This is a genomic window from Alicyclobacillus fodiniaquatilis, from assembly GCF_042678105.1.
Classification (GTDB): domain Bacteria; phylum Bacillota; class Bacilli; order Alicyclobacillales; family Alicyclobacillaceae; genus Alicyclobacillus; species Alicyclobacillus fodiniaquatilis.
In genome coordinates this window covers 1-19,878 of record NZ_JBHUCX010000043.1, presented here as the reverse complement: position 1 = coordinate 19,878, position 19,878 = coordinate 1, and the positions used below count along the sequence as shown (strand labels likewise).

At 42.7% G+C, this 19,878-nt stretch carries 21 protein-coding genes and 1 tRNA gene; 6 read left to right on the top strand and 16 right to left on the bottom strand.

What is annotated here, in order from left to right; genetic code table 11:
• Window positions 1-199 precede the first annotated feature (199 nt).
• Window positions 200-457 (top strand): hypothetical protein, encoded by a 258-nt coding sequence (locus ACFSB2_RS15205; protein ID WP_377943941.1) that lies wholly within the window; start codon window positions 200-202, stop codon window positions 455-457.
• 216 nt (window positions 458-673) lie between these two features.
• A tRNA-Arg gene (locus ACFSB2_RS15200) sits at window positions 674-749 on the top strand.
• 17 nt (window positions 750-766) lie between these two features.
• Here the strand turns inward: ACFSB2_RS15200 and ACFSB2_RS15195 are convergent.
• The 12 genes from ACFSB2_RS15195 to ACFSB2_RS15140 form a co-directional block, all read right to left on the bottom strand.
• Window positions 767-1,825, bottom strand: a complete 1,059-nt coding sequence (locus ACFSB2_RS15195) for a PIN domain-containing protein (protein ID WP_377943940.1) — start codon at window positions 1,823-1,825, stop codon at window positions 767-769.
• 459 nt (window positions 1,826-2,284) lie between these two features.
• Window positions 2,285-4,033: a single-stranded-DNA-specific exonuclease RecJ gene (recJ, locus tag ACFSB2_RS15190; protein ID WP_377943939.1), complete on the bottom strand. Its 1,749-nt coding sequence runs from the start codon at window positions 4,031-4,033 to the stop codon at window positions 2,285-2,287.
• A complete protein-coding gene (locus ACFSB2_RS15185; protein WP_377943938.1) occupies window positions 4,008-4,406 on the bottom strand; it encodes a hypothetical protein in 399 nt (132 codons plus the stop codon). The genes recJ and ACFSB2_RS15185 overlap by 26 nt, the downstream gene beginning before the upstream one ends.
• 305 nt (window positions 4,407-4,711) lie before the next feature.
• Complete coding sequence (locus tag ACFSB2_RS15180; protein ID WP_377943937.1) at window positions 4,712-4,984, bottom strand: hypothetical protein; 273 nt, start codon at window positions 4,982-4,984, stop codon at window positions 4,712-4,714.
• Window positions 4,985-5,477: 493 nt separating this feature from the next.
• On the bottom strand, window positions 5,478-5,762 hold the full coding sequence (locus ACFSB2_RS15175; RefSeq protein WP_377943936.1) for an HU family DNA-binding protein: 285 nt from the start codon (window positions 5,760-5,762) through the stop codon (window positions 5,478-5,480).
• A gap of 102 nt (window positions 5,763-5,864) precedes the next feature.
• The gene (locus tag ACFSB2_RS15170; RefSeq protein ID WP_377943935.1) at window positions 5,865-6,062 is read right to left on the bottom strand and encodes a hypothetical protein; all 198 of its coding nucleotides are present in this window, start codon (window positions 6,060-6,062) and stop codon (window positions 5,865-5,867) included.
• Between the two features lie 343 nt (window positions 6,063-6,405).
• Window positions 6,406-6,930, bottom strand: a complete 525-nt coding sequence (locus ACFSB2_RS15165; protein ID WP_377943934.1) for a Holliday junction resolvase RecU — start codon at window positions 6,928-6,930, stop codon at window positions 6,406-6,408.
• Window positions 6,931-6,962: 32 nt separating this feature from the next.
• Window positions 6,963-7,247, bottom strand: coding sequence for a hypothetical protein (locus ACFSB2_RS15160; RefSeq protein WP_377943933.1), 285 nt, complete (start codon window positions 7,245-7,247; stop codon window positions 6,963-6,965).
• Window positions 7,248-7,342: 95 nt separating this feature from the next.
• On the bottom strand, window positions 7,343-7,903 hold the full coding sequence (locus ACFSB2_RS15155; protein WP_377943932.1) for a hypothetical protein: 561 nt from the start codon (window positions 7,901-7,903) through the stop codon (window positions 7,343-7,345).
• Between the two features lie 401 nt (window positions 7,904-8,304).
• Window positions 8,305-9,480: a hypothetical protein gene (locus ACFSB2_RS15150; RefSeq protein WP_377943931.1), complete on the bottom strand. Its 1,176-nt coding sequence runs from the start codon at window positions 9,478-9,480 to the stop codon at window positions 8,305-8,307.
• Between the two features lie 422 nt (window positions 9,481-9,902).
• Window positions 9,903-10,541: a homing endonuclease associated repeat-containing protein gene (locus tag ACFSB2_RS15145; protein ID WP_377943930.1), complete on the bottom strand. Its 639-nt coding sequence runs from the start codon at window positions 10,539-10,541 to the stop codon at window positions 9,903-9,905.
• A gap of 30 nt (window positions 10,542-10,571) precedes the next feature.
• Entirely contained in the window at window positions 10,572-11,819 is a 1,248-nt protein-coding gene (locus ACFSB2_RS15140) for a hypothetical protein (protein ID WP_377943929.1), read from the bottom strand.
• A gap of 330 nt (window positions 11,820-12,149) precedes the next feature.
• Here ACFSB2_RS15140 and ACFSB2_RS15135 point away from each other — a divergent pair, with 330 nt between their 5' ends.
• Both ACFSB2_RS15135 and ACFSB2_RS15130 read left to right on the top strand, forming a co-directional pair.
• Window positions 12,150-12,365 carry a helix-turn-helix domain-containing protein gene (locus ACFSB2_RS15135; RefSeq protein ID WP_377943928.1) on the top strand — a complete coding sequence of 72 codons (216 nt, stop codon included), beginning with the start codon at window positions 12,150-12,152 and terminating at the stop codon, window positions 12,363-12,365.
• Window positions 12,366-12,467: 102 nt separating this feature from the next.
• Entirely contained in the window at window positions 12,468-13,280 is an 813-nt protein-coding gene (locus ACFSB2_RS15130) for a ParM/StbA family protein (protein ID WP_377943927.1), read from the top strand.
• 673 nt (window positions 13,281-13,953) lie between these two features.
• Here the strand turns inward: ACFSB2_RS15130 and ACFSB2_RS15125 are convergent.
• Together ACFSB2_RS15125 and ACFSB2_RS15120 are read right to left on the bottom strand one after the other, a co-directional pair.
• Entirely contained in the window at window positions 13,954-14,283 is a 330-nt protein-coding gene (locus ACFSB2_RS15125; RefSeq protein WP_377943926.1) for a hypothetical protein, read from the bottom strand.
• 101 nt (window positions 14,284-14,384) lie between these two features.
• A complete protein-coding gene (locus ACFSB2_RS15120; RefSeq protein WP_377943925.1) occupies window positions 14,385-15,362 on the bottom strand; it encodes a site-2 protease family protein in 978 nt (325 codons plus the stop codon).
• Window positions 15,363-16,315: 953 nt separating this feature from the next.
• Here ACFSB2_RS15120 and ACFSB2_RS15115 point away from each other — a divergent pair.
• Window positions 16,316-16,756, top strand: coding sequence for a DUF5348 domain-containing protein (locus ACFSB2_RS15115; protein WP_377943924.1), 441 nt, complete (start codon window positions 16,316-16,318; stop codon window positions 16,754-16,756).
• Between the two features lie 26 nt (window positions 16,757-16,782).
• Here ACFSB2_RS15115 and ACFSB2_RS15110 read toward each other — a convergent pair whose 3' ends face one another.
• Together ACFSB2_RS15110 and ACFSB2_RS15105 are read right to left on the bottom strand one after the other, a co-directional pair.
• Complete coding sequence (locus ACFSB2_RS15110) at window positions 16,783-18,003, bottom strand: murein hydrolase activator EnvC family protein (protein WP_377943923.1); 1,221 nt, start codon at window positions 18,001-18,003, stop codon at window positions 16,783-16,785.
• 55 nt (window positions 18,004-18,058) lie between these two features.
• Window positions 18,059-18,691, bottom strand: a complete 633-nt coding sequence (locus tag ACFSB2_RS15105; protein ID WP_377943922.1) for a thioredoxin domain-containing protein — start codon at window positions 18,689-18,691, stop codon at window positions 18,059-18,061.
• Between the two features lie 334 nt (window positions 18,692-19,025).
• Here ACFSB2_RS15105 and ACFSB2_RS15100 point away from each other — a divergent pair, with 334 nt between their 5' ends.
• The gene (locus ACFSB2_RS15100; RefSeq protein ID WP_377943921.1) at window positions 19,026-19,292 is read left to right on the top strand and encodes a hypothetical protein; all 267 of its coding nucleotides are present in this window, start codon (window positions 19,026-19,028) and stop codon (window positions 19,290-19,292) included.
• The last annotated feature ends 586 nt before the right edge of the window (window positions 19,293-19,878 follow it).

The following is a 19,878-nucleotide window of genomic DNA, read 5'->3' as shown; positions in this document are numbered from 1 at the left end:
CCTGACACAATGGGCATTTCGTAAGACGCGGTACATTTGACATTGGAATTCCTCCGATGTTTGTGGGTTATCCTCACACTATCAGAGATTGAAAAGCCAGTTAGCAGATTTGAGGGACATTTTCTAGGTTTATAGGCATACTTGTCCCCTATTCAACGTAAATCTGTAAATGAGTAAAATCTTTGGGAGGTTGGGTAAAGTGAGTACGGAACGGACACGCAAAGTACGCAGCGATAAAAAAATCAGGGTCAATCCACCGTTGAGAGAGTGCGATCATTACAAACTTGAAAGATTGGCGATAGCGTGTGGACTAAAAAAGACTCATCTTGCAGAGACAATCATTAGCATGGCTTTAAATACTGCTGAAATCATAAATCATATTCAAGATGTATATGAGGTGCCCTCAAGTCGCAGGGTTATCCCACAGAGGGTGAATGGCGGTGAGTATACTTTTTAGGCTTTGGCTCTTAAATTTTTAAGTTCCTTACCGACATTCTTGCTAAATTTTCTGCACCGGTCACAAAGACCTGTTTTAGATGCAGTGTTCTTCTTGTTACACAAAAAGCACTTCATATGAAAATCCCCCTAAACGTGATAGTGATGATATCAGTATTTACGCGTAGAGGGATATTTAAACTCGATATACCAGTTCTAGTGTAAAATCAAAATATGAGCGTCCGTAGCCAAGCGGATAAGGCCCAGGTTTCCTAAACCTGAATTCGCAGGTTCTAGTCCTGCCGGACGCGCCAATATTCTTTTTGTCAGCTCACCACTCCGGCTCGAATGACTGAACCATAATCGGCTCGGAGTTGTTGATGGAGACCAACTGGATGTCCACATGGTCTGGGTCGTTTTCGTGAAATTCCAGTTCTAGTCCCGCGGTAACATCCTCTCCGTCTAATTCGCGTTCGCTATGCACAGTCTCAACAAAAACGTATCTTTTGTCCTCAGAATCCCAGACTCCATTTGCATAGTCTTGAAACGAAAACTCCGCTGTGTAGTCCACGGAAGTGTCAATTGCAATTGTAGCCGTCACCTTCCCATTCTCGTGGCGGTCGTACTTCAAGACAAGTGGGTCGTCTAGGAGCTCAATATGACGAACAGTGACGTGTTCGACGTCGCCTTCTTCACCCAAGAGGTCAAACACCTGCATCGGAAACTCTTCCGTGAGGAGATCGACAACCCTCGAAGTGTGATGTTGGAATGTGGAAACGATTAGACCGTGGTTGTACTCGTCGTTCTGGTTAAAGAAGTCGAAGAGTTCGTCGAGAGATTTGTGGTGAAGGAGACCCTCACGGTCTTCGCAGAAATGCTTTGCGTCGGTATCGCCGCTTACCACATGAAATGTCTCGCCAACATCAATAGACTTGTGTTCGATGGCCAATAGGGAAAAAGCGTCTGGGAACTCATCCTTTTTCCTTGCGCTGAACGGCGTGTCGCCGTTGAAATATCGCTCAAAAACATCCGATGGTTTCACATCATCGACGTTGACCGTTTCGACCGCCGCGGTCGCGAGAAACTCATGAAATAGTCCTAAAAGGTCAGCGTATATCTCATCGAGCCTATCCTTAATTACGAAGATGGATTGATATTCCGCTAAGTTTCGGAGAACTTTGAGATCCGTTCGAATGTGTTTCGTTCCTTTTCGCACAGACTCATATATGGCCTTATGGATGTTTGCTTCGACTTCCTTCTTTACAACGTCTGTTATATAAATCGTAATGCGGCCGTCGAGCGCGGCTTCAGCAAGCGCCTTCAATTGGCCTGTCTGGAAGGAAAAGTTCTTGTTGATGTAGATTTGCGTATCAAGAAAGACGTTTGTCACTTTCGGCTCTCCCTACCCACTGTGTATTGTTATTGCAAACTATTGATTTACCGTAATCGAAGGCTAGTATTGGGATGTTTTTTACTGATAACACCTCAAAGCGGCAACCTCTTCTCGAAATATGCTTCCGTATCGTTCACTTCACCTTATAGGTCGCAGCTAATTCTTCAATTATCCTTTTAACATAAAGAAAATCAAGGTTCAATCGGACGCGCAGGTCTGAAAATAGGCAGCGAGCTCAAGCTCCTCCAAACTGACCACTGAAGCCTGGCACAATTGTGTTTCATCTGTATTATCAGTTCAATACACTTGTTCCAAATCCTTTGTTTTTGGTATAGCCTTCTCTAACTATGCCGCCTGATTGCACCATAATGCGAAAACTTGAACACCGTATTTTCATACATAATCCAAGAGCGTTTACTTCTGGGACATGTGTAGAAGTAAACTCAGGTTACTATTTCACACATTTTGAGCTGTGCGGTGATCCACTAGGTGCAACTGAACCTTCCTGCTGGTTTGCCAGATGTTCTCTTCTACTTTTACCACCAAGTGATGACGAGTCCCCTCTTCCCAATGGTCAATTTCATGACCTCGATTAAAGGCGACTACCTCTTGCCCTCGACCCGAATCATCCTCTACCCACAATTTAAGATGTTTACCTTCAGTACCCATTGTTTCTACACGGCCGACAACTACATTCTTCACAAAAAAGACTGGTTGTGGATTTGCTTGTCCATATGGCTCTAACCGCTTTAAATCGTCACTAAGCTTGAACGACATTTCATTCAACCTGAGTGGAGCATCACAGTAAATGTGCGGCGGAAGAATATCGTCTGTCCATTTCCTACGAGCTGCGTAAGCAAACCCTTCGCGTAACCGTTCAATATCTTTAGCGTGAAGGCTGAACCCTGCCGCGGCTGAATGCCCTCCGTACTTAGCAAAGATATACGAGCGTTCCTGTACGTCCCTCAAAGCCTCATACAGGTCAAATCCGTCAATACTGCGTCCAGAACCTTTCGCCATATCTCCATCTATACTGAGGCACAATGTGGGCTTGTAGAAGCGTTCTGTAAGATTCCCTGCCACAATTCCAATGACACCTTCATGAGCCCCTTCTAAGGCCACCACAAGAGTGTTCCCTTCGAGCCACTCTGGGTGATCAGCAATCTGTTGTAAGGCTTCCTGCTCAACTCTTTCTTGAATGGTTTGACGGAATCGATTTTGAGTCGACATCTCGTTCGCTATGGTCATAGCTAGTTCGGGATCTTCGGTCAAAAATAACTCAACCACTCTAGCTGCATGTGCCATTCTTCCTACCGCATTGATGCGGGGTGCAACCTGGAAATGTATGTGATTCGCTGTAATCCGTTTATTCTCTAAGCCAGATACGTACAGAAGTGCGAATACCCCAAGACTGGGTGAGAGCGTAAGTTGTTGTAGACCCAATTGAACCAATAGGCGATTTTCACCCAACAAGCTCATCTGGTCGGCCAGTGTTCCCATCGCGACCAGTTCTAGATGCTCCTCAGGAAACCGACCCAGAAGCGCCTGTGCCAGCTTAAACGCTACACCGCAACCGCATAGAGTGGCGGTAGGATAAAAAGCCCGAGGATAGCAAGGATGGACGATTGCAAACGCCTTTGGTAACTCGTCCGGGAGGTGATGGTGATCTGTCACAATGAGATCAATTCCTAGTTGTCTTGCCACCCGCGCCGGTTCAACGGCAGCAACCCCATTGTCAACTGTGATAATGAGCCCTACGGACTTTTCAAAACAAGCCTGGACCATCTTTACGTTAATCCCATATCCATCCTCAACACGAGAAGGGATAATGTAATCCACCTGTGCTTTCAAGCTACGTAAAGTTCTGATAAGAAGAGTAGTAGAGGTCACACCATCTACATCGTAGTCACCAATGACAACGATCTTCTCCTCAGTATCAATAGCTTTACGAATACGTTTTACTGCTTTGTCCAAATCGTGCATTAAACTTGGACTATAAAGAGATGACCGATCGGGACTTAAAAATTCTCGAGCTGTATCTACCCGGGAACAACTACGAGTCGTAAGAACTCTCGCAACAAGCGGGTGGATATTTAGTTGCTCGATAAGAGTCTCCGTCGCGTCTAGATCTGCTGTTCTTGGTAACCACTTTCGTAGCGGTTCCCCGATGGACACATTTTCAAATTCCGTTATCTTTACGCTCAACTTCGTTCACCCCTAATGATGGCGAATCAAATTCGCCTACGCTCGGTACAGTATTCTTCAATACTGACTTACAGACCTCACGGCTACGTTCTATACGTTCCTCCACTTCGGAGTATTCCGAAGAAAATGGATCCATTTCTTTACTCAGTTCTTGAACCAAATCTAATAAGTTCGTGATGACTTTCTGTAGGGATAGCAAGCCAGTTTCTGCTCGTACAACTCGCTCCTGTATCCTCTTGCTAGGATCTTGATTTGTCACAGTCCGATGGCGTATGATACCTTCCCAATTTTCGCGGTTTTGGTTGATACGCGCCTGTTGAAGGTGTCCGTGGATTTCTTGCATATAGAAACCCATCACTCTCTTGTCCTTCACCTAACTGCTCCCCCTTCCCTTCGGAACTGACGAAATCATCATTATGGTACAATGATTTTCGCCTTCTCGTTTGGGAAAACAGGAACAATTTCACAAAATAAAAACACCTCTATAGTAATCCTACAGAAGTGCCTCATTTTAATGTTAATTGGACGTAACAGAACTGGAATCAAGCGCGTTTAACTCGTTTCTTATCGGTCCCACGATCGACGCAATTGTAGAGAGATTATATGAGGCTTCCTCTTTGGAGTAGGTTCCGTCTAAAATCCCCTCACTAGCCCATTGTTTCTGTTCCTCAAATTGTTTTAAAACAAAGTTTGCATACTCTCTAGGGCAGCGGAATTCTTAAATCCTTCAACAACAGGATTCCAACCACTTACCCGAGCAAAGTTTACCATGTAGCCACCGTAGCCGGATTTAATGATTTGTGAAACTGCTACGGAGAGTGTTTCAAAGTCTTCAACGATGTATTTCTCTTGGTCTTCAGCTGTCAGTTTCCGCTCAATGTGTGGGTATTCCACAATGAGAGATTCAACATCCACTAAATCCCCAGCATATGGCTGTCTATCCTTAAACAAAAAACAAACGTTTATCCTCAAAATTGAGCGAGAGTGGCGATAGACCAAGGAAATTTCTAGAGTTATTCTGACTTTCTATTATCTTTTTGACGTCATCTTCTGTCATCGATTTTTTGGGGTATCCCCAGACAATGGGACCGAATACTCGACTAAACAATGGATTTACGCCAATAGGCATGTTTTGGTCTAAACCTATTGATTCACCATCATTCAAGTAAGCAAAATTATAATCTGACCCATGACCTACCTGATAATCGGATGTCTCAAAGTTTTGTTCGAAGTAGCATTCAAATGGGTTTTCTGTGGTGGGAATAGTGATCAATTCAGGAATTTTACTGGGATTAACACGTCCATCGAGTTTTCTGGCGTATAAGTGGTTGCCAATTTGAATTCCTCCTTCTATCGGGTCCTCTTAATCACATAATACTTTAATTAAAAGTGAAAAAGGCAATCTCCAGGATGAATGGAGACTGCCTACTAGGGATAGCTATTGTTACTGTGATTGCTTCCACTTCGAGCCAAGTTTCACTTTGACGACGCGGGATGCTTTGATCTGAATGGTTTCGCCAGTTTGAGGATTACGGCCGATACGCGCAGCCCTTGTATCTGGAATCAATTTACCGAGACCATCGATGGGAACTTCTTGATCAGCTCGAAGTTCAGAGACGATGGTACTTTGGACTTGCTTCCAAATCGCTTCGGCAGCCTTTTTTGAAAGCTTTACTTCTTCGGCTTCGCCCGCTTGTTGAATTGCATTGATATACGTCTCTTTTGACAACCGAAAACCTCCTAGTTATCTACTGACTGGTGTATCTGATTCCATGTTACGACATGAATTGACATTAAGTCGGACGTTTCAAGGACAGATTTTAGAATACAATCAAATCTCTTGTCCTTTGTTAAGAGAATCAAAGTCAAATGATAATTGTGTTTCTTTGGGACGCTTTAGAGGTTCTGCCTTTACAACTAAACGCACTTCCTGGTAATCTTCCGCGGCACAGATAATATGTTTATCACTGACAAGGTATCCAATTCGTCGACCAGCAGAGTTTACAATAGACCGGTGTTTGTTTTTCATGTTAGATTTCCCTCCATTGATGCACGGGCGTTGTCAAATTATCGATACCTGATGTTCCTGACTAGGTTCAGATAAATCATCAAGTGGTATCTTTTTCAGGTTCGAAGTGTCTAAGAACTGAACCGTAGCAAATGGTCCCTTAAGGTACCTAACGATACAATTGCGCCCCGCCCTTCTATCTCCAATCGTATTACTGTCATTGAGTGGTGCACTACATATGTGTTGCCTATCTTTATGTTAATGACTCTGGAGACAATGTGACGATTCTTTCTCGCAGTCACCTTAACTTCTGATGGACTAATGTATTTGTAGTATGACGACCGATGCATTGAACCCTTACTCCTTACGCTGACTTAGTGTTGAGATGTTTCTCTACGATAGCGAGATAATCCAATGGAACGCCTCTTGTGGGTTTAATCAGATCACACTCTAAGTGGAATGCTGAATAGGGAATGGATTTCGGACCGCCAACGCAAGATTTATCCCACACATCTATAAGAAGTTGAGCAGGCACATAATAGACCTCACCCAGCTTGGAAAACTCGATAATAAGAAATGTCAATGCTCCATGTTTAAGTGATTTTCTTAGATAATTAATCTGTTCTTCGTCAGTGTTTTCCAACGGGAATTTCTTAGTATCTTTGGTTGATTTGGCTTCAATTCTTATGGAACGTCCACGAAATGTTCCGTAAAAATCAATCGTACTTTTTTGGATGACTCCATCAACTCGGCCACCGGCAGAGACTTTCAAAATCTTTACTGGTGTTGGCTTTTTTTCAACATCGGCCCAATTCTTCACAGCGTACACTTCGTTTGTAAAAGTAATCATTTCTTCCAAAGCCATACCGCGATTAGCGTAAATCGGCATCATAAAGCCCCCTATTGAGGATTTGATGAATATTAGCTGGCACGACGTTTGTGGACATTTATGCGCACTGACTTAATGCCGAATTCGATTGCCTTTTGCTCAATAAAATCAGTAAGATTCGCGACTTCTTTGGATGAAATATTTTCAAGTCCTATCAATTCTAGCATGGTCATCTTGTTGGTTCGCTTCGCCAGGAACCCGATTGCTTGACGGAAAGTCCATTCATAAACCTCTGCCCATTCACGAATGATTGACTCTGACGAACGTTGTACTTCTTGTATTGATTTATTAACCTCTAATTTGAGGCGACGACCCATATATATCCCCCGTAACTTTGCAGATTATAAAAACTCACCCTACAACTATTGTAGGGTCTCATGGCTCAACAGAACGGACATAGGTTGGACACGTTTCAAATTGCCTTGACTTTTTTGGAGAAGTACACTACATTTTCGTTCGTTCCCACCTTTGTTTCCCCTTTTCCTAGACACTTGTGACAAATATCGAAGTAGTCTCCATTCGGAAGGATGGAATCTTTACCTTGGCACAAGGAACAAGTTTCCCATTGGGCCATCTTAAACTCTTGTTTTCCTGCTTCATTAGTCTTATACATGAGACGCATGTTTTGAAGTATCTCTCTAATCCTTGGAGCTGTTAATTCATCGTCTGTTAAGTCGGTTCGTCCAATGAGGTACCGGAAAGCATCACATGTCTCAGTTGAACATCCATTACGCCCCTCTGGTTGGGATTCAACATCGCATCTGTCACAGGCATTTCCGCACAAATTTGACAACAGCGACCAGTAACGGTCAGCGGTAGGAAGTGCCATTGGATTTACATCAAATACTGATTTGCACTGAGATGGAACGCGAGTAAATGGAAAGCTTTTTAGATTGGACACGATCATCGACTGTCCGCATACATGCTCTCCTTCTTCCCCATTGAAATAATGGATACACTTAGAACAACTCATCGTTACCCTCCTTATTTCTTTGAATAAAAACCTGTACCAGGTTTACTCACGGATTCTCTTTTCGACTTCATTTCATCTGTCGTTCGAGCCAGTGTGAAAGCCATAACATCACGACATTTGGCACAGAACCTACCCTCGTTGGTAGGCGACCCGCAACGTGAACATTCGATAGCAAAGTTAGAAGCATCCACAAATATGAGCCTTCCATCTTTGAGAAGAGATACAATGATTTCAATATCTACTTACAACGCTTCAACGACTTCTGAAATTGTGGCATTCTTGTTCTCCCTCAAGTATGCACGTACTTGTTGTTAGACTTCTTCTTCTTCACGAACACATTTTGGGCAGATACCGCGTACTGTTTTGTTAAATAGGTCTCCACATTCTGCCTCCCACTTACCTCATTCGAAGAAGTACCCATGTGTGTAAAAGCTGACTCCTAAATAACCAACAAAACTAAACGTGAATAGACACGATATATTCCAAACAAGTTGCTGCCTTTGAGTTCCCTTTAACCAAACAAAGCTATACATCGGCCATAGCACGCTTATGAGCCTCGTTGCTGATGCTAGTGGATTACCATTCAGATAAGTGGTTAAGCAAATTAACAGGTTTACAAGTACCCACGCACCAGTTTCAAATGAAATTACACTTATGTTTTCTGTTGGTTTAAAGCCGTGATCTGTTTTGATGGTTGAATATATATAGGAGATTGCAATAACGCTGAGAAGTGTCATACAGAACAAGTCTATATAAACATTGTGATGTGTCTTTCTTAAGGTCCAATCATCTATGAATGAAGCGCCGGGGAATTTCCATACACGTCCCCACGAGCGTTCTGCACTAAAGACAATGAATGGTTGCCCGAATTTGATTAAGAGATACCCTAAATAAACAGCCCACCCTGCTATAACTGAACCGATAAACATTAAAGCTTTCCAATATTCCTTTGTTCGCAAATAACGTATGGAAAAAATCGCCATGAATAACCCGGTTTCATGTGCTAAAACTGACAAAAATCCCGCTACATAAGCCATAATTAGTCCTGCTTTAGTACCCTTACTTATTCCGTAAAGGACAAGTAAAGAAAAGAAAATCAGGTAACTTTCTGTATATAAAACAGACTCATATATCAACGCAGGATTGACTGAGTAGAGCACAATACCCCATAGCGCCTTTTCATGATTCATTACTTTCCGAAACAATGTGTACATTATGGGAATGGTTAAAACGAATATCATGTTGGTCAATAACATAGTCCCGATTGGCCCCAAGAAATGAACGATGATTGGAACAAGCGGAAAGAAAACTGTTGCACGTAACTCTGGAGAAAAAGGATATGTATTACCGGCAGGAACAAATGTTTTTTGTACCGGCAACGGGAATTTGTAGCCATACTTGCCGATTGTAGCGTACCACTGGCTATCCCATTGAATAAAATGGTCGAACCAAGTGTTTGTGAAATGCAGATAAACTCTTGAATCTACCAGAGGAGATTTGAGTCCTAGAAAAATAAAGGCGAAGTGTAACAAACTTGCACAAACAACAACAACCCACGGTCTACTCATAATTTTCATCTATACAATCTCCCCAATATCTTGCTGCTTCTGAATTTCAGTGTAAAACGATCTGTATCAAGCGGCTGGACAAATGGAGGACAACTTTTAGGCAACAAAAAAGGCCAGGAATACCTGACCAACTTAAACACTCCTCACGTGTTTTATTAAGTTTCCCCAACTTCCAAAGTGGTGAATCGCTGCTTGATACAAGGCTTCTTGTTCTACCATTGCTGAACTTCCCTGCAGTAACCTCGGCGATTTTTCGATTTCCTGTCTGAAGCGTCTAATCACGCGGTTTTGCTCCAATACTACCAAAGACTCATATGCACAGCAGGATCAACGCCCGATGCTCTAAGAGCTTCACTCCAATTACCACTTGCAATAGCTACTTTGAATAGCATGGAGCTGTCTAACTCAACAGCGGTCGGTGATAGTGACAACTACTTACTATGTCTATCTTGAATATCATTAATGACCTTTTTATTCGTCCAATTTCTCTGTCGCTCTTTAATAAACTCGCGAAAACCTGATGCCTTTAATGCTTCATTCCATGAACCGAATAGTTTTTGAGACGCAACATAAAGACGTCTTTCGGTTCGGTAAACATCATAAGAGTTGATCGATGAACCATTAGAGTGACGTTCTCTGATTTCTTGTATAATTATTTCAGGTGTCCAGTGTGTCCAAGATCTACACAATTTGTTGTCTACTTCAACACCTGAAGCTAGAAGTGCTTCTCTCCAGCTCCCGAACCGTCTCCTACCTGCTTTGTACAGTCCACCGTGTTCGATTTCCACATCACGTGGTTTTAAAGACTTCCCTTCACTATGCAACTGCTGTATCGCTCGTCTAACGGTTTCATGTGTCCACTTTTTCGGATACTCAAATGTGACGAACGTATCCAAGCCTGCCGCAATCAACGCTTCATTCCATGAACCAAACTTTCTTCTTGCCGCTTTATGAAGTCTCTCATCTGATAGATAGACCTTCCCACTCACAACAGACTCGCCTTTGGTATGTCGATCTCGGATTGCTTGAATAATTAATTCTTTTGACCATATTTTCCGTTGCTGCTCCATCTTTCTCCTTCCCCTTGCATTCGGTTATGACTATGACTTTTTCATGTCCTTAATTTGTTTGCTAAAAATCTCGAAGCCCATTGGATCCTGTACATTCCATTCAATGAGTTGCAGTTTCCCGAGGCTCTGCGCGTATTGATAAACCTTCTTTTTCCGCTTTTTTTGTTCATGGTAGTGAAGAAATACATCGGGCATCCCCCAAACTTCGATAACGGTCTGAGGTTTTGTATTGGTTAGAACAAAGTCTGGCTTGAAGTCGTACCATTCCGGACTCGGCATTAAAGGCTTTACAATCGCCAGCCCTCGTTGTTTGAGAAGAAATTCGTAAGCTTGCCACTCATAAGAACTATCCAACCAAACAGCCCCATCTGGATAAATCAATAAACCTTGCACATGGTTAATCGACCAGTACTCTTGATTCTGACAAACGACTCTCAGAGCGCAAAGCCGACCATCAAGCCTGTAGTTAGGAAGGTGCCTATTACGAACCAGGACATCTATTTCCGTATCAATACCCCGTACTCGAACCTTTACGGTCGAATTATCGAACTCCACAGGGGGACTGATGACATAACCAACGATTACCCTAGGTTGTCCCTCTAACCGCCATTTGACTTTGGAAAAAGGGACGATAGCAATCTTATCGAATGGCCCATCTTCAACCGTGATCTGTTTGTTAATGAGTACCTTCCACATACCACGAAGTAATTGTTCGCGACTTGGCTTCGGACTCATTGTTCGCTGCGCAAAACCCAACCCAAGGATGTACCATTCACGAAACAAGCCTCCGAAAGCTACTTCTAACTTAGTTCTTCCAAATCGAAACTCTGATGATTCAATTTGTCGTAGTTGATTAATGCTCGGAGCATTGGATTTAATGTCTGTTTCATTCGTATTTGTCTGTGAAGCAAAAACTCGGATATTTACATGGATGAACTCATTTCCATTCTTGGTTTCCCTGTCCACACCGGTTTCGTAATATGGTGGTAAGCGAGGAAGGTCCGAGTCTTCTTTCAAGTGATAAAGTGGACAATTCAAAGAATGCTGAATGGCAGCATTCGGATCAATAGCAATGAAATACCGACCAATACCTTTTGGTCTTCGTTTCACGTGCATAGGTACTCGCCCTAATGGACTACAGGTACAATAAAGTTTTGGTCTCTCTGGTTCACACAGCTGTTTAAATACTTGTTGGTCCCAACCATCTTTATAAAGGATGCTGTAGCCAATTTGGACGGGTGCCTTGGACTTATAGATTGCAATCACCATAGTTTCCACGGCTACCTACCTCACTTTTATCCGAACTGTTTCTTTTTCGCTTAAACTATTGCTGTGAATCGTCTTAGCATTTGAGTGAAAGTTTCTAACTCCGCTGAAAAGTCTTTACGGATATAGTTGCTTACTTGTTGATTTCATTATCACTCAAAGTTTCACATCCTATATTGTCGTGTATTCCTTTCAGTCTGAAAGGAGCTCTTAATATCATTCAACACCCGAAAGTTTGGGCATGACGGACACATTGGGGACATCTTTGGAAATACTGAAATGTTTAGGTCTTCTACAATTTGGTCATCCTGTTTCTACGAGTAGTTTCAGGAGGTCAAATTGATGAAGAAGCGTACTGCTGAATTGAAAATTGACCTGTATCGGTTGATGCTTCGAAAGGGTTATTACACAATCCAAGAATTTGCGGATGAAATAGGGATTAGTCGAAGCGGATTGAGTCTTATCGTGAATGGTAGGTCTGGAGGTTCCCGCGCCACTCGTAACGCCATTGCTAGAAAACTTGGAACTTCGCCCGACCGCATATGGGATATAATGTAATTTTGTTGTCTAATGTAAATTCGTGAGTTTATGACATATCTGATTTGATGGACTCATACAACTAAAACTAGCAAGAGTTTGAACATGCTAGGGAGGGTTTGTATGCTGTATTTGTGTGCCGTAGATACTGGACGTAGTGGAACAAAAACATTCACAGAAGGGGTACGTGACTACTTCCCATCGATTTTAGGAGAGTACCGTGAATTACGGTTGGAGAGAGAAATGGGTCTTACCGATATGGTGGTCGAACATGAAGGAGAGAAATACTTTATTGGTGCCATTGCCGAAGAGTCTATCTCGGGGGCTCAGATGATGTTGAACTCGAAGGTTCACAATGACACGAAGTTGTTTATTCTCTCAGCTCTGCATCGAGTTCTTCCGAACAATGCGCAAGTGTTTTTAGTCGTAGGAGAGCCAATCGCCAATCATACCTCGCAAGAAAAGGCACGTATTAAAGACCTTTTATCAGGTACACACCGTATTACGATTAATCACGAAGAAAAGTCATTTCAGATTGTCAGGGTTGAAGTGGCAGCGGAATGTGCGACTCCAGGTTGGGCCATGAGGAAATCCGGTAAATTTCACGTTATTGACGTAGGTTCACGAACAGTGAACTACGCCACAATGAATGGAAGACGGTGGATTGATAAGTTAAGTGGCAGTCTGGACTACGGCATTGAGACCGTCCAAGATTTGTCCATGCCCCTATTTGCACGTAAAGTCATAGCTGATTTAACGAAACGCCTTAATACCCTATTTCCCTTGATTTTAATTGGTGGGAAGGCTAATGAACTAATAGAGCATTTCAAGCAATACACGACGGATATTTCTGTCCACGAAGATCCTCTTTACGCGAATGCGACTGCTTTTTATCGATTGGGGAATGAGGTTCTTGAAACCACAAAAGCGCAGTAATCGATGCGAGATCATAAACCTTGGTGTCAGTTTCAATCTCCTTGACCCTTATCAGAAGCGACTCTACGAACATGCAAAGACTTACCCAAATTTTAGCGCTGCCGTTAAACGATGGCTTGACAGTGAAATACATGGCGAGTTTGCATTACCCATTGCTGTATCCTCGCAAAACCTAATAGTCGACGACGATGATGGGGACGACTTAACTTATAATCCAATTCAGTCTCTACTATAAACGGTTGGCCACGGGTGTATTTAGCAGCTCGTGGCTTAGTCCCTTTAACACGCAAAAAAGACAGGCAATCGCACTGTCCCATCGCATATCTAATTTTATCTACTCTGTACCACAGAATCCCATCGGTAAAGGTACACCATTTGATGCTGATTTCCAATCACCCGATGGCATATGTCTGTGAACAATGTTCGAAATACTAGTGTCAAATTGTCTTACGTATTTTATAGGGTGCGAATCTATCACTAATGACAGAAAACCGTTGAGAAATGTGGTTGTTGGAGACTAAAGCAGATTATGCGGAATTTCACTAAACGTTATAGAGAAAATTAAACAAGCCTGACATAGCAATGTTTGTGCCATGTCAGGCCTTTGATGTTACAAACGAGTGACAATTGTGACAATTGTGACAACTGCAGTTATAGCCCTGAATAAAAGAGGTTACCGATTCTCCGCCCAAATCCAGGCCGACGCACCAATCGGGTATACGTGCACCTTTTCACCATCGACCTCAATGTCCATACCTTCGAACTCCTCCCTTGAGTACGGTTCACCACCGACCGTCTCGAACCAGTAGAGGTCACGTTCCTCTTCAAAACCGGAGGTGCAGTCCGTTGTGTCAGCATCTTCGTTATATGCTAGTACGAACTTGTCTGCTTGCTCCTTCGGAAAGTAAGGACAAGCAAAACCGTTCCACGTGTCGCCATCGCTAAATCCAGCGAAAGTACCCTCTACTCCATCAATCATGAATGTTGTTGGTTGAAATGTCATCGGACTGCCTCCTAGACGAACTGGTTTCTATATCCACCTTACCAAAGACACAGTAATCCGTTTAGGAAAAATCAATATCATTTTCGGAGTAGTGAGTGACTTTAATGAATCATTTCGAGCAAAGTTCTAGCATTCACCACAACGGACAATGTCAGCAAAGCCAAAGTACCGAGCATCGTCAATGAGTTTAAAACCACATACGACCATCCTGTAATTCTGTCAACGCTTACACGAATAACAAGGAACCCATCCAAAGGCGGAACTGGCAACAAATTCATAAGTCCTATACTCAAGCTCATAAAAGCAGTAAATATAGTCAACATTTCAAGAGTATTTGGCAAACCAGCCCTTATCTGTTGGTGGACCTCTCCAATCAAATACACAGTGCCACCTAGCTGTTTGTTTATACCATGTGGCGTAATGATGTGACATACGGCTACCAATGTCGCTTTAAGAATTTCTATAACGATTTTGAGACTAACCAAAAAGTCGTAACCAATACCTCTCGTCTGAGTAAAAAATGCGATTATCACGATTAGGATGTATGCCAATATGAAGTTAAATGTTGCACCTGCCACAAAAACAATAACTTGCTGCCATACAGGTTTATCTATTAATCTGTTGCCCGTCTTCTCTAATGGATAAAAGCTATCCCCAATGACCATCTTCGCGTCTGACCTGAATATGTACACTTTGCCGTTCTTGTCACGAATCGCGTCAGGAAGGATTACGGCAGGAACCACTTTAACGATCTCCCCAGCCCAGACCCTTCGAATGCTACCTTTACGCCCAACGAAGCGAATACACCGCCCATTCTCGATAGCAGCAAATACCGGTTTTCCCTTCATGAATAAGGGTATAGTTCCTGCCAAATGAACGAAACCACCAATTAGAAGCCAGCGAAGTGCAAAGTGCGTTTCTCCACGTCTCCACTTCTTTATCACTGGACCCATACCGATTGAATACTGATAAACTGGAACCCTAAACAAACGTGCAAACAAAAGGTGTCCAAACTCATGTACACCTACGATAAGTGAAAACATTACGATTAAAACAATAACGGTGAGTACGATGGACAAACTGTCCTCCCACCTTTCTACTCTTATCTATTCGCCAAGTTTCGTCCAGTCTCCCATCCTCTATATGGGACAGTATAAGATACAAGAAAGAAAAGTTATGTCGAACGGTGTCCCTTACTCTACTGTCTCTTGAATTCCATATCCCCATCGTATTGCTAGATTGTATAGTTACTTTGTTGTACTTAAATTTCGAGCTGGTATCAGTCGTTTTATAAGTATTGGTACGATGACAGATGGCAAACACATTATGGCCAGTACACCTAATAAGCCGACTGGCGGAAGATTTGAAAGTCTGATCACTACGTTGTTATGCCCCAATCGACTAGTAAGTTCAACGCACCATATCAAGATGATAAAATGGCTGACCTGACTACGCAATTTGTTCCTGATGCTATCATTCTTTTTAAAGAAGGCTGATTTTGTTGCTAGTATAAAGTGAAAAACTCCAACGGCAGCCACAATGATCGTTACAAGATAAACTGCAATTACGCCTGAATGTCCTACCACTTGGATTCCCCCCGCAAAATGCTGATGTTACAGGTTGTCCAGTTTTACCTTGGATTAGTAGGGTTTTGAGTTGAGACACCTAAATCTTTCGAAGAGATTTATCTGGGAGTGATGGTATGGGAAAAATGAAGTTAAAACATCAATGATTCTATTCAAATGGAACTGAACCCGTAGAAACAAAAAAAGCAACCCTTTGAGGTTGCCTTCGGTGTCATATTCATTTAGAAATCCCCCATTCCCCCACCGTTGAAAGAGTCGTGGTTATGATCGTCGTGGAACGATTCGGCCATACCCATTCCGTGGTCAATACCCCACGAGGTCTAATCCAGGTATTATATATGGGTCATGCATTTGATTCGTCACTTTTGACGAATGGGTAAGTTGGTATTGCTAAATTTTCAGACGCAATTCACAATTGAAATACATTGTTTGAAAGTTGGTGCACCATGAATACTGAAGAAGCGTTGCTAGTCTTGAATAAATTGAAACCATCCTTGGAACACATACAGCGGTCTATAGCCGATATGACCAAGCCCGAGGGCAATATAGAGGCTTTAACTCTGTATCAAGAGATGCAGTCAATTGAGGATAAGTTGTTTTCCGTGATTAAATCTATCCAGTGGATGAAAAGACCAGTGGCTGCACAGGGTCGCCTTCTAAAACGTTCGGATGGACGTTACATTATTGAGGATACAGACGTGTTCTTTACGTCAGGTGATGTACTGGACGTGCTAGTAAACGAGGAGGATGATTCCGACAGTCATTGGGTCCCCACTAGAATGGAATATGCAAACGACGACTACTACATCTTTGCACTTGGACAGAGGACCCGGATTGATGGGGTAACGGTTCGTGTAAAGGAGAGTCTTCTTTCGGCACTAATATAGTTAGGTCTGGCATTTCAGAACGTCGGTTACCCCACTGCAGAAGTGATATCGTCATATATGTTTAAGACACCATAAGCCCAATTTCGGTCTTTAGCGTAAATACCCCAAGGATTCCTCGGGTCGTTCGCCCAAATAATTGGATTTTCACCCTGCGGTGGTGGTGTTGATAATTTGTGACGCAATGTATCGGCAGCGATGTTCGCTGCGTCAGCCAAGTTCGTATTGTAAACTTGCCAGCTGTAATACACGTTGAAGGGATTGTTCCTAATCAAATTCGCATCTGGTCCTGGTGGTACAAAGGATTGTTCTTGACCTGTGATTGCCACCAATAGGACTGGATTTACGTCGTAAGTCTTTCCTGCCTGGCAAATGGTTTCAATATCTTGCAATGAGAACGTAGAGTTGTGTGCTTGGACGTATTGGTACAGTGCCTCAGGTGAAATGTTTTGATAATCCAAGTCCTCCTCAGGTATCACTGGCACCGTAGTATCTATTGCCCTTTGTTGTTGGTATATCTGCGCCAAGATTTGTTGTATCTGCGACTGTGTTAACTGCATTTGTGTTGTAAGGACCCGTTGTTTTAGCTTATCTGCTTGTATCCGTGAGGTCGTCTGATCCAAAAACTTTTTTTGTGTCGCTTGTAGGTTTAAGTCCACGTTTTCTAAGGACTGTAGTTGATCTCTCTTACTGATTAATTCCTGATAAACCTTTGTTTGCTGTTTGGACTCCGTTATCACGTTTGCGTTCAAAGATACAATTTGATGTGCCAAGTTTTGCTGATATTCGATAATCAAGGTCATGTCATACGCCCTAGAGAGTAAATCCGAAAAACTAGTCGCTTGAAACAGTACCGCTAGGTAGGAAACCGTACCGTCTTCATAAAGCGCTCGAACGAGTGCGTCTAACTCATTCTGAGCGACAGAGAGTTGTTTTTGCATAGCACTCAGTTGAGCATTGATTTGACTCAGTCTCACTTGCGTAGAATGTGTCTGGTGCTTGTTAACAGTTATCTGCTGATTGATGGAGTCGATTAACTTCTGATACGACCCCATCTTTGCCTGTATTTTTCGTGCCTGTTGCGTGGCCTGTGTAATGTCCTGCTGGTTCAATCCTTCCTCATTATGGAGTTGTCCAAGCTGACTTTGTTCATCAAACAAAGTGTCCGCATAGGCCGGAGTTGTAACACTTAGACCACAGCAGAGAAGAAGCGCAGTCACACCAGGCACGATTCGCTTCAATCTCTTCATATAATCCCCTCCTAATCCTATTAAAAATTTTGTTTTCGCGGCCTTGTTATACCGACTAGTAAGCGGCGTACTGTAAGACCGTCTTCCATACGTTTTGGTCACTTGGAGCTCCGGAGAAGGTGTACCATCCCTGTTTTGTGTGCACCAGTAAGAATGGCACTGGTTGATTTGTCAGTACTGAATTAAACGGATCGCTTGGCAATGAGTAGTACATATTGGTTGGCTCTTTAATCCCTAGCTTTGTGAACGACTGAGACGTTAATTGTTGCCCTTGATTAAATTCATCTGCAGTAGGTTTTAACTGCATCTGGGTACTTACAAAATTGACCTTATCTGCATATCCCAATTGTTCAAGCTGTGAGATTGCATCGTGACAATGGGAGCACCAGTAAGCAAAAAACATGATTGGTTTATCGGTTGGGATTGCTACTGTTTTATCGCCATTTGCGTGAACAGTAGCCTTCATAACCTCATTTACAAGTTGAGCATTTGCCGGTTGCAAGAGACCTCCCGCTAGACCTTTCACTTCGACATGTTGAGAGATTGTTTTTGTCGTTGGTCCCGTTGCTTCCATTGGCAATATTGCAGATGAATGCTTTGTTGCGTGCACGAAAGATACTGTCATCATGCCAGCAACAAGCGCGATGGCCGCACTTGCCCCGAGTACTAGTTTGCGTTGGTTATTCATTGTGATCCTCCCGAAATTCGCACAAATTCCTTTACTTTAATTAAACGTCAATTTATAAGTGCAGACCGGACGGATTCCGGACATCTTAGTCGTGTACGAAAGCTTGTTACGTTTGTATGGATCGTTAAATAGTTGGCCATTCTACTATTAACTTGAAATGGGGGATTGAATTGGATAAGAAGTGCATTTTCACTGACAAACCGATTTTGTTGAATGTCTCAGAAACGACTTAATTGATTGCGTAGGGTCATATGAACCGTTAGAAAGAATAATCCGGGGAGAGCGTTGGGGGAACTTCACGGGGCATACAGAACAAATAGCGATGGCTTGTTTATTGGATAAGAAGGTAGTTAAGGTTTCGTTAAGTCCAATTGAAGAGGCTATCATGCTTCATAAAGTAGATTACAATCCAGGGAAGATCGTACATATCGATCCCAAGCGTCCTGCGAGAATTGAAGATATGCCTACCTGGGCTGCGACCTGGCTCAAAAAACAAGAAGATGAGGACCCTGAGTATGTTACCGGCTGGGGAATGGGCAAGTTTGGGGACCAAAGACAAATACAATGGTATTTTGTAAGTATTTGTATCCCGTTCGTCTAATCTCTGAATTGCTAAATGGACCCGTGTAGGAGTTTTATCAGAAGCTAATGATTGTAATGAACACATGAGTATATTTGGAAATGCAAACAAAAGGGCACCCGAGATCATTTCCAAAGCCATGGAAATCTATCGCGAACAAGATTACGAACTGGTACGAAAAGCTCTTGAACAAGGTCCCATTACATGGAACATGTTGAATTAAACAAAACGACCACCTCGATAGAGGAAGTCGCTAAGTGAAATTCATCTAACGCGTTTTCGTGTCCAGTTACTTCTGTCCAATAACTACACCGCTTTTAACTCACTTGGACGCATATCGTCTGTCACTTCTCCTCCATAAATTGTTTTAAATGCCCGCATCATTTCCTCAACGTTTGGCTTTAGACCAGTCTCTAACGCCATTTCTCGTGCCTGAACTACATATTGAAAAAATGTTTTAAGTATCGGCGGGTTTTCTACTAGATCAGATTGCGCATTTCGCTTTATCCCGGATTTCGACGATTGTGTCCTCATAAACTGGTGTGAATAATTGAAAAGGTGCTCCCCGTATGGCTAAGATGAGTTTGTCGAGAACCACATCTTCGCT